This window comes from Deinococcus misasensis DSM 22328 (genome assembly GCF_000745915.1).
In the GTDB taxonomy this organism is placed as follows: domain Bacteria; phylum Deinococcota; class Deinococci; order Deinococcales; family Deinococcaceae; genus Deinococcus_C; species Deinococcus_C misasensis.
The window spans coordinates 43951-57608 of the sequence record NZ_JQKG01000026.1 but is presented as its reverse complement, the minus strand read 5'-3'; the positions used below and the strand labels follow the sequence as shown (position 1 = coordinate 57608).

The 13658-nt window shown below is 54.1% G+C and carries 16 protein-coding genes; 9 read left to right on the top strand and 7 right to left on the bottom strand.

What is annotated here, in order from left to right:
• Positions 1-326: transposase (locus Q371_RS15540; protein WP_034339278.1), on the top strand; the 326-nt coding region annotated here is incomplete at its 5' end.
• A gap of 54 nt (positions 327-380) precedes the next feature.
• Here the strand turns inward: Q371_RS15540 and Q371_RS15535 are convergent.
• Genes Q371_RS15535 through Q371_RS15525 form a run of 3 tightly spaced genes read right to left on the bottom strand, consistent with a single transcriptional unit; the run spans position 381 to position 1825 of the window.
• Positions 381-1025: an HD domain-containing protein gene (locus tag Q371_RS15535; RefSeq protein ID WP_051964548.1), complete on the bottom strand. Its 645-nt coding sequence runs from the start codon at positions 1023-1025 to the stop codon at positions 381-383.
• Positions 1026-1067: 42 nt separating this feature from the next.
• Positions 1068-1397: a DMT family transporter gene (locus Q371_RS15530; RefSeq protein WP_034341949.1), complete on the bottom strand. Its 330-nt coding sequence runs from the start codon at positions 1395-1397 to the stop codon at positions 1068-1070.
• Positions 1394-1825, bottom strand: a complete 432-nt coding sequence (locus tag Q371_RS15525; RefSeq protein ID WP_084571461.1) for an RDD family protein — start codon at positions 1823-1825, stop codon at positions 1394-1396. The genes Q371_RS15530 and Q371_RS15525 overlap by 4 nt, the downstream gene beginning before the upstream one ends.
• 50 nt (positions 1826-1875) lie before the next feature.
• Between Q371_RS15525 and Q371_RS15520 the strand changes: the two genes are divergently transcribed.
• On the top strand, positions 1876-2256 hold the full coding sequence (locus Q371_RS15520; protein ID WP_051964547.1) for a DUF952 domain-containing protein: 381 nt from the start codon (positions 1876-1878) through the stop codon (positions 2254-2256).
• Here Q371_RS15520 and Q371_RS15515 read toward each other — a convergent pair.
• Together Q371_RS15515 and Q371_RS15510 are read right to left on the bottom strand one after the other, a co-directional pair.
• The gene (locus tag Q371_RS15515) at positions 2206-2823 is read right to left on the bottom strand and encodes a YdcF family protein (RefSeq protein WP_157442743.1); all 618 of its coding nucleotides are present in this window, start codon (positions 2821-2823) and stop codon (positions 2206-2208) included. The two genes, Q371_RS15520 and Q371_RS15515, sit on opposite strands and share 51 nt — an antisense overlap.
• Positions 2824-2904: 81 nt before the next feature.
• The gene (locus tag Q371_RS15510) at positions 2905-4002 is read right to left on the bottom strand and encodes a tetratricopeptide repeat protein (RefSeq protein ID WP_051964545.1); all 1098 of its coding nucleotides are present in this window, start codon (positions 4000-4002) and stop codon (positions 2905-2907) included.
• 318 nt (positions 4003-4320) lie between these two features.
• On the opposite strand from Q371_RS15510, the gene Q371_RS15505 reads away from it, so the two are divergent.
• Both Q371_RS15505 and Q371_RS15500 read left to right on the top strand, forming a co-directional pair.
• Complete coding sequence (locus Q371_RS15505) at positions 4321-4758, top strand: hypothetical protein (protein ID WP_157442742.1); 438 nt, start codon at positions 4321-4323, stop codon at positions 4756-4758.
• Positions 4759-4803: 45 nt separating this feature from the next.
• On the top strand, positions 4804-5823 hold the full coding sequence (locus Q371_RS15500) for a homoserine dehydrogenase (RefSeq protein ID WP_051964544.1): 1020 nt from the start codon (positions 4804-4806) through the stop codon (positions 5821-5823).
• 87 nt (positions 5824-5910) lie between these two features.
• On the opposite strand, the gene Q371_RS15495 is transcribed toward Q371_RS15500, so the two are convergent.
• Positions 5911-6645 (bottom strand): hypothetical protein, encoded by a 735-nt coding sequence (locus Q371_RS15495; protein WP_034341945.1) that lies wholly within the window; start codon positions 6643-6645, stop codon positions 5911-5913.
• Between the two features lie 156 nt (positions 6646-6801).
• Between Q371_RS15495 and Q371_RS15490 the strand changes: the two genes are divergently transcribed.
• The 3 genes from Q371_RS15490 (at position 6802) to Q371_RS15480 (ending at position 10953) form a co-directional block, all read left to right on the top strand.
• Positions 6802-7764: a polyprenyl synthetase family protein gene (locus Q371_RS15490; protein WP_245618359.1), complete on the top strand. Its 963-nt coding sequence runs from the start codon at positions 6802-6804 to the stop codon at positions 7762-7764.
• 667 nt (positions 7765-8431) lie between these two features.
• Entirely contained in the window at positions 8432-9679 is a 1248-nt protein-coding gene (locus Q371_RS15485; protein WP_034341944.1) for a Glu/Leu/Phe/Val family dehydrogenase, read from the top strand.
• Complete coding sequence (locus Q371_RS15480; protein ID WP_034341943.1) at positions 9676-10953, top strand: Glu/Leu/Phe/Val family dehydrogenase; 1278 nt, start codon at positions 9676-9678, stop codon at positions 10951-10953. The genes Q371_RS15485 and Q371_RS15480 overlap by 4 nt, the downstream gene beginning before the upstream one ends.
• A gap of 137 nt (positions 10954-11090) precedes the next feature.
• On the opposite strand, the gene Q371_RS15475 is transcribed toward Q371_RS15480, so the two are convergent.
• Positions 11091-11756: a glycerophosphodiester phosphodiesterase gene (locus tag Q371_RS15475; protein WP_034341942.1), complete on the bottom strand. Its 666-nt coding sequence runs from the start codon at positions 11754-11756 to the stop codon at positions 11091-11093.
• A 131-nt stretch (positions 11757-11887) separates the two neighbouring features.
• Between Q371_RS15475 and Q371_RS15470 the strand changes: the two genes are divergently transcribed.
• Positions 11888-12568: a hypothetical protein gene (locus Q371_RS15470; RefSeq protein ID WP_034341941.1), complete on the top strand. Its 681-nt coding sequence runs from the start codon at positions 11888-11890 to the stop codon at positions 12566-12568.
• Complete coding sequence (locus Q371_RS15465) at positions 12565-13623, top strand: [LysW]-lysine hydrolase (RefSeq protein WP_034341940.1); 1059 nt, start codon at positions 12565-12567, stop codon at positions 13621-13623. The genes Q371_RS15470 and Q371_RS15465 overlap by 4 nt, the downstream gene beginning before the upstream one ends.
• Positions 13624-13658 lie beyond the last annotated feature (35 nt).

The following is a 13658-nucleotide window of genomic DNA, read 5'->3' as shown; positions in this document are numbered from 1 at the left end:
AGTGGGTCACTCAGGAACTGGGCAAGCAGGGTAAAAAGGCTTTGTTGCTGGTGTGGGACAACGCCAGTTGGCATATCAGCAAACAGGTCATCTTCTGGATCAAGCAGTACAACCGTGAGGCAAAAGCATCAGGTGGAGTGCGGATTTTGAGTGGTTTGCTGCCGAAAAGAAGCCCCTGGCTGAATCCCATCGAACCGAAATGGCTACATGGCAAACGGGCGGTGATACCTGCTCAGGGCTTGCTTTCGGCGAAGGAATTGGAGTCTCGGGTCTGCGCTTATTATGCGTGTCCAAAATTGGAGCCCCTTGCACAACCTCTTTCGTGATCATGCACTAGAGCCCTTTTTTTCCCTCGGCCCTGAGCTCTGTGCCCTCGGCCATTAAACCAACACCCTTCCTCGCAAATCTTCGGTGGACAGGTGTTCCACCCCGGTCAGGTGCTCCAGAGTGTAGGTGACATCCTCGAAAAGCTGGTACAGGTGGCAGTATCCTTCGGGGTCCTGAGGGGTGGGGGAATAGCCATCCCTGAGGGCGCGGTAGTACCAGAGGGTTCCCCATTTGCCTGTTTTGAAGCGCTTCCATGTTTCATCGTTCAGGTGGGTGTAATCTTCCAGAATGGCTCTGGCGTTGTGCACTTTGTCGGCAAGGCCCACCAGACGGGCAGAAAAGCTCTTGTGGTGGAGGTTCTGCACATAAAAGGTTTTGCGGGCCAACCAGTGCTCCAGAGGGTGACGGGCATTGCGTTTTTCAAGGTGGGTTCCGTCGGTGCAAGCGAGGACCACCTGCAAGACCTCCTCACCAAACTTGTCTTGAATCTCAGTTTTGAGGTGGTCGCCGACATCTTCAAGGACATCGTGCAGCAAAGCGGCAATGGCTTCTTTCTCGGTGCCTCCATGCTCCAGCACCAGACTGGAAACACTGAGCAGGTGCGCCATGTAGGGGATGCCGCTCCCTTTCCTTTCGTGATGCTGGTGGTGAACAAACGCAAACACCAGAGCCTGCTGGTAAAGGTCGGTCAGTTGCATAGTTGATTCAAGGCTAGCACAATTTTTTGGGGTTTTGCTGTGTCAGTGCGCTCTGGAAAACACGTTCAAAACCACCACTCCAGCCACAATCAACACAATCCCAATGATTTTGGGCAGGTCAATGCTTTCTTTGAGAAACACCGTGCCAATCAGAACAATGCCCGCCGTTCCAAGGCCAGACCAGATGGCATAGGCTGTGCCAATGGGAATGTTTTTCAAACTGAGCGACAGAAAATAAAAAGCTGTTCCATAACCCAGCAAAACAATGGTGCTGGGCAGCCATTTGGTGAAACCCACCGATGCTTTGAGGGCACTGGTGCCGATCACTTCGGACAGAATGGCCAGAAACAGGTACAGGTAACTGGGGTTCATGCTTCACCTCGGGGTTTTTCCAGCACCAGACTTTCTGAAGCTGTATCGTGCAAAAACTGTCTGCGAGGGTTCATCCAGAGGGGTGGCACAAACACCCCACTGAACAGCCACAACACCAGATAAAACCTCAATTTCCAGCGCAAACTGGCCTGTTCGAACGTCAACCTCAGGCCAGTGGTGTGCTTGACTTGAATGTTCATTCCCTTTTTGCCAAGGGTCTGGCCTGTAGGGGAAGATTCAAGCACAGCAAAATAAAGCCATCCCACAACCAGAGGCAAAAAGGCCACAGGCAAACGAACAACCCGTGCAAGGTCTTCCCTGGGCTGAAAACCCTCCAGCAAAACAGTCAAGCCATACATTGCTCCCAGAACCAAAACTGCATCCATCAAGAAAGCCAGTGTCCTTTTCCATATCGACGCATAGCGCATGGTCTGATTTTAGAAGAACCTCCACCCACACATGCTGTACTTTGTAGATCATGGCTGCGTTTGTTTATCGGATCATGTCAAAAGAAGAGTGGCACACCATTCAATCTCAAGAATTTTATCTCCCAGAGGAATTGAAAACCGATGGTTTTGTTCACCTGTCTTGTTTGCATCAAGTGATTGAAGTCGCCAACTTCATTGCAGCAGAACAGGAAAACATGTTGCTGCTCAAAATGGCGACAGCAGGTTTGCACGAGTTGCGCTCAGAAGATCTGTATGGCTATGGACAGGATTTTCCCCATCTTTATGGACCTTTGCCCCTGTCAGCAGTGGTGCAGGTTTTGCCTCTGGAATGGAAAGAAGGCACCTTTCACCTGCCAGAGTCACCACCTGCCCAGCATTTTGTTTTTGATCAGGCCCAGAGGCTCCCTTAAAAAATATCGGGACAGAAATTTCCAGCGATTCCAGCAAGGGCTGTTGGGTGCTGGAGAGACTGCAAAATCCAGACCCATTTCACGTGCGATCAAGGCTGCTCTGGGCATGTGGTACGGTTCGGTCACGATCAGCAGGGTTTTCAAGTTGCGCTTCTGCATGATGTTTCGGGTGAACAACAGGTTTTCATAGGTGGAGTGGGACTCGCGTTCCTTCAGGATGGAGGCCTCTGGGACCCCTGCACTGACGGCCAGTTTTTGCATGGCATCGGCTTCATTGGTTCCATCTTCGATGTCGTCTCCCCCACTCATGATCAACAAAGGGGCATACGTTTGCCTCCAGAGATGCACCCCATGATCCACTCTGGCTTTCAAACAGGGGTTGATGCCATTTTTGAAATTCACCCTTGCGCCCAACACCAGAATGGCATCGGTTTGCCTGCGGGTGTCCCGGTTCACCTGTGAGGCCAAGAACAGGGCCACCAGCAAATACACCAGAGCACCCAAAACCAGCAACCCGAACAAAAGCATTTTGAGGTTGTGCTTGACCTTTGATATTTTGTTCGACACTTTTCACTTCACCTCTGCATGAACCTCTGGCAGAACACAAGGAAAAACCGCCCCAGCGGGCGGTTTCTGGATGATCGAACTTTACTTCAGACGGTCCAGAGCGTCTTGTGCTTCTTTGTATCCTTTGTTCAGCTCCAGGGTTTTCTGGTACTGGATGCGGGCATTGGCTTTGTCTCCGATGGCTTCCAGAGACTTGGCGAAGTAGAAGCGGAATTCAGCATTGGTGCCGTTCAGGGTGACCGCCTTGGTGAAGTTGGCGTGGGCTTCTTTGCTGTTTCCACCGTCCAGGGCAATTCTGCCGAGGTAGAAGTAGAACTCTGGGAAGCGCACTGCTTCTTTCTGAACAGCCTGGGTCAGGTTGTTTTTGGCACTGTTCATGTCTTTGCCCAAGTAGTTCACGATTCCAGCGTAACCGAGCACCGTTGCAGTCTGGGGCTTGAAGCGCAGTGCCTGTGCAATCTCCAGATTGGCGGCTTTGATGTCGCCTTTTTCGGCCAGCATCCGGCCATACAAAGCGCGGTTGATGGGGTCGGTGGGATCAGAGATCACGGCCTGTTGCATGGTGTCCAGAGCACCATTCAGGTTGCCTGCCTCGTATTGCAAGCGGGCATAGTTGGCCAGAATGATGGGATCTTCTTTGGAAAGTTCGGAAGCCTTGCGGGCATTTTCCAGAGCTTTGGAATCATCACCTTTGAGGTTGTAAACCAGAGCACGCTCATTGAAGACCGATGCGCTTTTGGGGTTGACGTTTTCGGCATCGTCGAGGATTTTGAGGGCCTCATCAAGGTTGTTTTTGACGCTGCTGAGGTCTTTGGCACTGATGTACTGGTAACGGTACGTCTGGGCCAGACCGATGTAAGCGCTGATGTTGCGGGCATCCAGAGCAATCAGTTGCTTGAAGCTTTCCTGAGACGCAGAATACAGCTTCAGTTGAATCTGGGTGCGCCCGAGGTACAGCAGGGCGTCTTTGTTTTTTCTGTCAAGTTCGATGGCAGTACGGAATGCCGCATAAGCCGCATCATAACGTCCAGAGTTGTAGTAATACTTCCCGAGGGCAAGGTAGTTCTGGGCCGTTGGGGTGGTTGCGGTGCTTTTTTTGGCAGGGGTGCTTTGCGTGTTGTTCTGCGCAAACGCCACTCCACTGGAGATGGGCGCCAGCAGGCACAAACCAAGAGTCATTAAACGCTTCACTGAATTAAACCTCCGGGAGATCTGCCACGCTGACAGAACAAAACGAGTCAGCATCTCAAACAAAGGCATCATACGCGCTTTTTTCCGAATCAAAGTGAATCCCAAGTGAGAAGTTTGCTTCATTCAGCTTGCACCAGAGCTCAGAAAATCCTGCGTGTTGATCATCAAAATCACATCAGAGCCGTGACCCAAATTCATACAAATTCATCACAAAACTTTGAAGTTTGTTGAAAACAGCAAATCCCACAGGCGGACCTTGCATGCGGTTTGGGGTTGTGTTGCCCAGACAGGTAAAATGACCTCACCATGAAGATGCCACCCCTTCTGCTTGTTGGCCTGTTGGGTCTGGGACTGGCCCAGCAAGCCCCTCAAACTGCTTCTCCAGAGGCTTTGCGACCTGAAGACATCCAAACGTCCGTGACCGTCAAAAAGCTGGAAGGGAACAAGCTGCAGGATGTGACGCTGGTGAAAAAAGGGCAGGTGCTGGTGTATCTGGTGGGTGTGTCCACCAGAGTGGATTTTCCAGCAGGACGGCTGGGACTCAAATTGATGGCACCTCAGGGGGCCACCTTGCTTCCAGAGCGCACCCAGGTGAAAGGATACAACTTCCGGCTGGAATACAGTCAGGACGGCAAAACCTTTCAGAAAACACTGAAGGGATGGAAGTACCTGCGGGTGGTCATTCTGAATGCCGTCAAGGCCGGAACATCTCTGGAAGTGCGTTTGCTGTCTAAAGTGAATTAAGCAAATGCTTTTGGGTGGACCCCCATCCACACGTATACTCCCTGCATGCAAACGTTGCGGATTGGCATGATCGGGTGTGGCACGGTGGGAACCGGAGTGTTGGACATCCTCCACCGACAAAAAGCCCAGTTTGAAGCCCTCGGCTTCGACGTTCAACTGGCGGGGGTGCTGGTCCGGGACGCCAGCAAGCCCAGAGAAACCTGCTTTCCCAGTGCTCCCTTGGTCACCGATCCCGGTTTCCTGACCGGGGTGGATGTGGTCATTGAGGTGATGGGTGGGGTTCAGAAGCCTCTGGATCTGGTGCTGCCTGCCCTGAAAGCCGGCAAAGTGGTGATCACAGCCAACAAAGCCATGCTGGCCGAGCGCTGGAGCGAGCTGAAAGCCTACGCCAAAACCGGCCAACTGTACTACGAAGCTGCCGTGATGGCTGGAACCCCAGTGATTGATCCCCTCTCGGGCATTTTGCGCTCCAGTCAGCCCATTGCCCTGCAGGCCATCCTGAACGGCACCTGCAATTACATCCTAACCCAAATGGAGCAGGGCAAAGGCTATGATGAAGCCCTGAAGGAAGCGCAAGACCTTGGTTATGCCGAGGCTGACCCCACACTGGATGTGGGCGGTTTTGATGCAGCCCACAAACTGACTGTGCTGGCCCGTCTGGCCTTTGACCCGGATTACCCTTATGCAGATGTCACCGTGCGTGGCATTGACACCATTCCCGAACATGCTGTGCGTGACGCTCTGGCCAATGACCAGCGCATCCGCCTGATTGGCAGCATTTACCCTGAGAACGGCCAATGGAAAGCCAGAGTGGCCCCCAGACTGCTGCCCATGGACCACCCCATCGCACGGGCAGCCTCTGGACGCAATGCCATGGTGTTTTTTGGCGAGGAGTGCGGAGAAATCTTTGTGGCAGGGGGTGGAGCAGGTGGCGCAGTCACTGCCAGTGGCGTGGTCGGAGACCTGATCAACCACCTGCAAGGCATTCTGGGTCCCAAACCCATCGCTCTGGCAGCGAAAGTGCCTGCTGCACCCTTTGAGGACCTTCCTGAAGTGGACCTCTGAGCAACCCCTGAATCAAAAGCATCCTGAAAACACGGAAGCCGCCCAAATCAAAGGCGGCTTTTTGCTGGATGTTTTGGTTGATGGATTTTACTTTTTGGGCAAAGCTCCGGGCCGGAAGAACGCTTCCACCGTGGCAGGCACCTGATCCTTGCTCCAGAGGTACCTGAGGTTTCCGGTCCCTGCCTGAACATCCAGACGGATGGTGCCTCCATCCAGACAGGTGCCATGCACCATTTTTTCGGTGTAGCGGGCCTGATTGCCTTCGTTGCGCACAAATTGAAGGCGGGAAGCACACCCTTGCTCGGGATAAATCGCCGAAACCAGCATCCCTTTGGAGGTGGAAGACACCACCAGTTGCACAGAGAAAGACCCGGCTGGATTGCGCTGAACCGCCAGAGCGTTGTACACCCCGCTTTTGATCAGCGTGCTCCCTGAGCCTTCAGCAAAAACCAGAGGCAAATCAGATTGGTTCGCTCCAAAGTTGATGGAGGTCTGGCTGCCGTTTCTGCGGAGGACCACCAGTTGGGTGCTGTTGCAATTGGTGCCACCATAAAGGGGGTCTTGACGGGCAACCAACTGGTTCTCCTGACGGGTCAGGACCGTCAGGTTGGCTGCACATTGCAGCTCTGGACGGACCAACGTTCCAATGGCACCCTCTGTGCCAGAGCTCAGGTTCAGTTGCACACCTGAAGCGGTCCACTGTCCCTCATACCACATGGGCACAGGTGTGGCTACTGCAGACGTTGAAGTGGTCTGTGTGGCTGTGGGGGCACACGCCACCAACCCGAGCATCAGTAAACTGAGAAATTTGGGCCTCATCATGCTGTATTCCAGCTTAGCGGTTTTGTGATTAAGAAAACCATTGGCTTGCTGACAATGGTTTCATACAAAGGCATTTTGGCTTCACCACACCATTAGAAAGTGAGATTTTCTACAAGCATCCCATACTTCTGAAACAAAAGACGCTATACTACCCATGTGTTAGGTAGCCACACCCTGTCTCTGATTCAGCCCGCCCTGCAAGCTTTTGAAGAACGCATCCGCGAGGTGCTGACTTCCAGAGTGGAATTTATTCAACTGATCAACGGAGATCTGGTGGGTGCCGGCGGGAAACGCTTTCGTCCTGCACTGGTGATGCTGTCTGCCCGGGCTCTGGGCATTCAAGATTTGCGCGAACTGGACCTTGCCGTGGCCGTGGAGTTGCTCCACTCTGCCACCTTGCTCCACGATGACCTGATCGACGATGCAGACACCCGCAGGGGCATGGAAGCCGCATTCCGCAAGTATGGCAATGCTGTATCCGTGCTCTCTGGAGATTTCATGCTCTCAAGGGTGCTGAAGATCCTTTCTGAGCATCCAGCCACCCTGACCGCCGAATTTGCCGAGACCAGCATGCGGATCTGCGAAGGTGAAGTGCTGCAGTTTCAGGTCGCCTCTTATCGGGATTACAGCATCGAAAATTATCTGGAAATCATCACCGCAAAAACAGCCGTTCTGATGGCCACCGCTGTTCGTGCACCTGCGCTGATGATTGGCGCTCCAGAGAATGTGGTCGAGGCCCTGACCACCTATGGTCTGGAATATGGACGCGCCTTCCAGATTCAAGACGATTTGCTGGACCTGACTGCAGATGCAAGCAAACTCGGAAAACCCATTGGCGGAGACCTGAAAGAAGGCAAAGCCACCCTGCCTGTGCTGTACCTGATGGAAACCGAACATGGCCCTGAGGTCCGTGAAATTCTGGCCCGTCGGGCATCTGAACCCGGAGATGTGGAACGGGTGCGCCTGCTGGCCCAGCAAATGGGCGTGATCCAGAAATCCAGACGCGAAATTGCAGAACGTGTGCATCGGGCCGTGGAAGCCCTGCAAATCTTGCCCAGCAGTCCAGCCCGTCAGGCACTGGAAAATCTGGCTCTGGCTGAGGCTGAACGGGCATTGTAAAGGCCGAGAGCCGAGAGCCGAGAGCCGAGAGCCGAGAGCCGAGAGCCGAGAGCCGAGAGCATCCTGCAATACGTACAAAAAATGGTCAAGGGGATTTTGTAGGGGCGCAACTGTCAATGAGACCAACATGGGGTCTCCTGTTTTGTACAAGAAGCGTGCTGCGCCTTGAAAGCTTTAACCAAAGCTTTTCTAGCCCTTGGCCCTCGGCTCTCGGCAAGTTGTCCACTTGCAATTTTTTGTATATTGGATGCATTCCACCATTGTCACCAGACATGGAACACATGTCTGCCTTTATTTATTTTCCCCATTTTAAGATTTTTCCGTATATTTATTCCCCGAGAATTCTATTTTGAACTTTGTTCTAATTCAAAACCATCTTTTGACCCGAGAAAGTTTCGTGTACTTTGGACAACAATTCAAAAGCTGAACTTCATCCAAAATTTCCAAAAATGGAAATATTTCACCCGAGTTAAACACGTCTGCGACATCAAAATTCCGTGTGGGATTTTTTGTTTGTCATTCAGGATTTCTGGGACAAAAGCACCGGGACACTTGACAACCCTCCTAGACAGGTATAATCCAACCGACAAAGCACCTTGAACCGCCATGTCCTCAGGTCCCACACGGGCCTGAAGCAGACTGCTCAGGGAAAATTTCGGAGGTCTGGATGACCAACCCACTGAGTTGGCAAAACATCACTCAACAAGTTGACCGCGCATTGCCCCATTCCGAAGCCAACAGCGCTTCAATGGCCTTCATGCGCTATCCCAAACGCTCGGTCACCCTCTCCATGCCTGTGGTGATGGACGATGGAACCGTGCGGGTGTTCAAGGGTTACCGGTGCGTGCACTCGATTGCCCTTGGCCCGGCCAAAGGCGGCATCCGGTACAAGGCCGGACTGTCACAAGAAGAAGTCGAAACCCTCTCTGCCCTGATGACCGTCAAATGCGCCGTGATGGGCCTGCCACTGGGCGGTTCCAAAGGAGGGATTGACGTCAATCCCAAGGAACTCTCCCACAAGGAGCTGGAACGTCTGACCCGCCGTTACACCAGCGAACTGGTGGACCTGATTGGACCCATGCAGGACATTCCTGCACCGGACCTCGGGACCGATGAGCAGATCATGGCGTGGATCATGGACACCTACAGCGAAAACCACGGCAGCACCATTCCCGGTGTGGTGACAGGCAAACCTGTTTCTCTGGGTGGCTCTGTGGGGCGCAAAGAAGGCGCAGGGCGTGGTGCGGCATACGCAGCTGCACGCGTGCTGCCTGCCTACGGCTACGACCTCCACCGCTCCTCTGTGGCGGTTCAGGGCTTTGGCATGGTGGGGCGTTACGCTGCCCTCGCCTTCCATGAACTTGGAGCCAAAGTGATCGCAGTGAGCGACTCTTCGGGTGGTTTGTACCAACCCTCAGGGCTGGACATTCCGGCCCTCATTCGCCACAAAGAAGAAACCGGCAGCATTCAGGGTTTTGAAGGTGGGCGAAGCCTCCCCCACGATGACCTGTTCAAGCTGGATGTCACCATCTTGCTGCCCGCCGTGGACGCTGGAGCCATCCACTCTGGAAACGTGCAAAAAGTGTGTGCCAAATTTGTGCTGGAAGGGGCCAACTTTGCCGTGACCCTCGCAGCAGATGAGGTCCTGCGCAAAAAAGGCACCATCGTGATTCCAGACATCGTTTCCAACGGTGGAGGGGTGACAGTCAGTTACTTCGAATGGGTGCAAGACTCCAACCAGTTCTTCTGGACCGAAGGCGAAATTCGCGACGCGCTGGAAAAACACATGCGAGAAGCCGTCGGACAGATCCTGCAAATTGCCTACAAACAGGGCATCGACCTGAGAACCGCCGCCTACGTGATTGCTTTGAACCGCCTGCACAACGCCACTGCCCTCAGAGGAGTGTATCCATGAATTTCGAGATCCCCAGCTATCTGGACAAAAACAACATCGGCCCTTTTGAGATTTACCTTGAACAGGTCGAGCGTGTCACCCCTTACCTCGGGAAACTGGCCTACTGGGTGGAAACCCTCAAGCGCCCCAAACGCATTCTGGTGGTGGATGTCCCCATCCACCTTGATGACGGTTCAGTGGCCCACTTTGAAGGGTACCGGGTGCAGCACAACACCTCCAGAGGTCCAGCCAAAGGGGGCATCCGTTACCACCAGGACGTGACTTTAAGTGAAGTGATGGCCTTAAGCGCATGGATGACCATCAAAAATGCTGTGGTGGGCCTGCCTTACGGTGGGGGCAAAGGGGGCATCCGCGTGGACCCCAGAAAACTGTCGATGGGTGAACTGGAGCGCCTGACCCGCCGTTACACCACCGAAATTGGCATCATCATCGGACCAGACCGGGACATCCCTGCCCCCGATGTGAACACCAATCCTCAGGTCATGGCGTGGATGATGGACACCTACTCCATGAACGAAGGCAAAACCGCCACCGGTGTGGTGACAGGTAAACCCATCGCCTTGGGGGGCTCTCTGGGTCGCAATGACGCCACTGGACGTGGGGTGTTTGTGGCTGGAGCACGGGCCATGCAAAAACTGGGCATCCCTCTGGAAGGGGCCAGAGTGACTGTGCAGGGCTTCGGCAACGTGGGGAACGCTGCTGCACGCATTTTCCATGACCACGGGGCCAAAGTGGTGGCCATTCAGGACATCACCGGCACCATCTACAGCGAAGCGGGCATCAACCCTTACGACGCCCTGAACCACCTGAAAGAACACAGCACCCTCAAAGGCATGCCCGGCACCGAAACCATCGATCCCTCCAGCTTCTGGGACGTGGAATGCGAAGTCTTGATCCCTGCCGCTCTGGAAAAACAAATCACCGAAGAGAACGCCAACCGCATCAAAACCAGAGTCATCGTGGAAGGGGCAAACGGTCCCACCATCCCTGTCGCCGATGACATCCTGTCCGACAAAGGCGTGCTGATTGTGCCAGACGTGCTGGCCAACGCCGGGGGTGTGACGGTCAGTTACTTCGAGTGGGTGCAGGACTTCTCCAGTTACTTCTGGACCGAAGACGAAATCAACGCCCGACTGGACCGCATCATGCGTGAAGCCTTCGACAGCCTCTGGGATGTCAAAGAGCGCCACAATGTGACCCTGAGAACCGCTGCTTACATCGTGGCCTGTGCCCGTGTGCTGGAAGCCAGAGCACTGCGCGGGTTGTACCCTTAAATCCCTGCTTCTCGATCCCCCTGCTTCTCGCAAGTTCGAAGCTGTCCCCCTTAACAAAGGGGGACTTTTTGCTTTGGCTTGAGCTTTTTACCCCTTCCTTAAGGGGTCGCTTGCAAGTAGAACAAGCAACGGGGGATCTAAAACACCTCTGGCACATCCGAAATCACGCCATCCACACCCCAGGCCCTGAACTGCTCCACCAGAGCCCGGTCATTCACCGTCCAGGTGAAGATTTTTTTGTTCTTTTTGTGGGCATCCAGCACCAGTTCTTCACTCAGTTTGGAGTGGTGGGGGTGCAGGCTGTAGAGGGGCAGGTGCAAACCCACCTTGGCGAGCCATTCCAGTCCGGTGTTGCCATCATAGAGAAAGCCCAGACGCCAGCTGCTGTCCAGAGCATAAATGCGGCCCAGACTGATGGGGTTGAAGCTGCTGATCACGATCTGGTCGTGGATGCCCTGTTTTTTGAGGAGGTCCACCAGCAGCTTTTCACGGCCATCGGAGACATTGGAGTCGTTTTTGAGTTCGATGTTGAGCAAAAACTGGGGTTTGTCTCTGACCCAATCGAGCAGGTCAGAGAGCAAAGGCACAAAAGGGTAATCCTGCTGGATTTCCTGCACGGTGAGGGCAGCAATCAGGCGTCCATCTGGAAGGTGCTCATCGTGAAAAAGCACCATCTGGTCATCTCGGGTGGGTTGGGTGTCCAGTTCGATGCCGTCCAAGCCCACCTCGAAGGCATTTTGAAATCCTGCAAGGGTGTTTTCTTGATGGGTTCTCGGGGTGCCACGGTGTCCAAGGCGTTGCATGGGAAAGGTTATAACATCCACAGATTTGTTCCTTGTAAGATACCCTGCGAACAACAGCAGAGGATTTGTCAGGTTTTTTCGCTGGCAAACACAGGCAGATGCACTATGCTGTTCATTGTTGTGGAGGTCACATGAATTGGGACGAACGTTTCAAAAGCGAAGGACTGGACCCGGTTCTGAGGGCAGATGGCCCACAGGCGGCTCTGGTGGCCTCGTCGGATGAACTTGCTTACCTGGATGAGCGCAGGTCACAGCGCATTCCATTGTCGAAAATCAACAAAATCAACATTGATTCCAAAGGCTTGCTGACCATTCAGGTGGGAGGCAAAGATGCCCTTTCGGTGTCGGTGCAGGGCTTTCAGGCCACCGACCTGAAACACTTCTTCGAAGGGCTCAAGCCTCTGGTTTCCGAAGCCAAGCAGAAAGCGGTCCAGAGCGCTCAGGCAGCCCAGAGTGCATCCAAGCCTGCGCCCAAACCCAGACCTGTGCGTCCTGCCCCTCAAGCGCAGCCCAGACCTCAACCTGCACCCAAAAGTGCAGACCCTGAACCTGAGGCCTCTGAAGAAGCGTCTGAACCCGTGCGGTCTTCGTTGCAGGCAGAGTCCAGAGGTTTGATTGGCAGATTCAAGTTGCTGTCTTTGTTGATTGTGCTGGTGGGCGCGGTGTTTGGTGGCTTGCAATACACCGACGATCCCAAAGCCCTGATTCAGGCAGCGTGGATGTTTGTGTCCAGCATTTTCCTTGCCCTCGTGGTGCTGGTGCTCAGTGAAGTGTTGAGGGTTTTGATTGACCAGCAGGAGAGAAAACCGTGAGCATTGAACTTCTCAGACAGGCCGTGGCCATTCCCAGTGTCTCTTACCATGAAGCCGACGTGGCCAAATACCTTGCGGGCTACATGGGCAAACACGGTTTTGAAAACGCCCACGTGGACGTCTCTGGCAGTGCCATCGGTGAGCGGGGCAACGGACCCCTGACGGTGGTGCTCCTCGGGCACATTGACACAGTGCCGGGAGACATTCAGGTGCGCATCGAAGACGGCAAACTGTACGGACGGGGCTCTGTGGATGCCAAAGGCAGCTTCTGCACTTTTGTGAGCGCGGTGCAGCAGCTTCCAGAGTCCGCCTTGCAAAAAGCCCGTTTTGTGTGCATCGGGGCCACCGAAGAAGAAGCCCCCACCTCAAGAGGGGCCAGACACGCTGTCACCAAGTACACGCCCAATTACATCTTCATTGGTGAGCCCAGCAGTTGGGATGCCATCACCCTCGGATACAAAGGGCGTTTGATTGTCAAAGCGGAAATGGTCAAAGACAATTTCCACACTGCTGGAGAAGGCACAAGTGCTTCAGACGATGTGGTGGAGTTCTGCACCCGCGTCAAGAAATGGGCACAGGAACACGCCGAGAAACACAACGCCACCGGGGCCTTCAACACCATTCAGGTGATGGTCCAGAGCATCCATGGGGATGCAGACGGCATGCAACAGGTGGCCAAAGCCAGTGTGGGCCTCAGGCTGCCACCCGGCATGCACCCGAGTGCAGCCCAGAAAGAAATTTTCCAGTTGAAACTGCCCGGCATGCACCTGCAATTTGTGAGTCATGAAGTGCCTTACCGTGGCGAAAAAGACACCCCGATCAGCCGGGCCTTGCGTCTGGCCATCCGTGAAGTGGGCGGAACCCCCAAATTCAAAGTCAAAACCGGAACCAGTGACATGAACGTGGTGGCCCCACACTGGGATGCCCCCATGGTGGCTTACGGTCCTGGAGATTCTGCATTGGATCACACACCCTTCGAGCACCTTGAACTCGCAGAATACGAGAAGGCAATCGAGGTGTTGAAAAGGGCACTGATCAAACTGGTGGGTGCCTGAACCCGCATCCTCGAACCAGAGTGGCCTGAAGATCA

Excerpts from the sequence above, each read along its gene's own strand:
- Q371_RS15535 (WP_051964548.1), bottom strand. The coding sequence starts at position 1,025 with ATGCAACTGACCGACCTTTACCAGCAGGCTCTGGTGTTTGCGTTTGTT.
- Q371_RS15530 (WP_034341949.1), bottom strand. The coding sequence starts at position 1,397 with ATGAACCCCAGTTACCTGTACCTGTTTCTGGCCATTCTGTCCGAAGTG.
- Q371_RS15525 (WP_084571461.1), bottom strand. The coding sequence starts at position 1,825 with ATGCGCTATGCGTCGATATGGAAAAGGACACTGGCTTTCTTGATGGAT.
- Q371_RS15520 (WP_051964547.1), top strand. The coding sequence starts at position 1,876 with ATGGCTGCGTTTGTTTATCGGATCATGTCAAAAGAAGAGTGGCACACC.
- Q371_RS15510 (WP_051964545.1), bottom strand. The coding sequence starts at position 4,002 with ATGACTCTTGGTTTGTGCCTGCTGGCGCCCATCTCCAGTGGAGTGGCG.
- Q371_RS15505 (WP_157442742.1), top strand. The coding sequence starts at position 4,321 with ATGAAGATGCCACCCCTTCTGCTTGTTGGCCTGTTGGGTCTGGGACTG.
- Q371_RS15500 (WP_051964544.1), top strand. The coding sequence starts at position 4,804 with ATGCAAACGTTGCGGATTGGCATGATCGGGTGTGGCACGGTGGGAACC.
- Q371_RS15495 (WP_034341945.1), bottom strand. The coding sequence starts at position 6,645 with ATGATGAGGCCCAAATTTCTCAGTTTACTGATGCTCGGGTTGGTGGCG.
- Q371_RS15485 (WP_034341944.1), top strand. The coding sequence starts at position 8,432 with ATGACCAACCCACTGAGTTGGCAAAACATCACTCAACAAGTTGACCGC.
- Q371_RS15480 (WP_034341943.1), top strand. The coding sequence starts at position 9,676 with ATGAATTTCGAGATCCCCAGCTATCTGGACAAAAACAACATCGGCCCT.
- Q371_RS15475 (WP_034341942.1), bottom strand. The coding sequence starts at position 11,756 with ATGCAACGCCTTGGACACCGTGGCACCCCGAGAACCCATCAAGAAAAC.
- Q371_RS15470 (WP_034341941.1), top strand. The coding sequence starts at position 11,888 with ATGAATTGGGACGAACGTTTCAAAAGCGAAGGACTGGACCCGGTTCTG.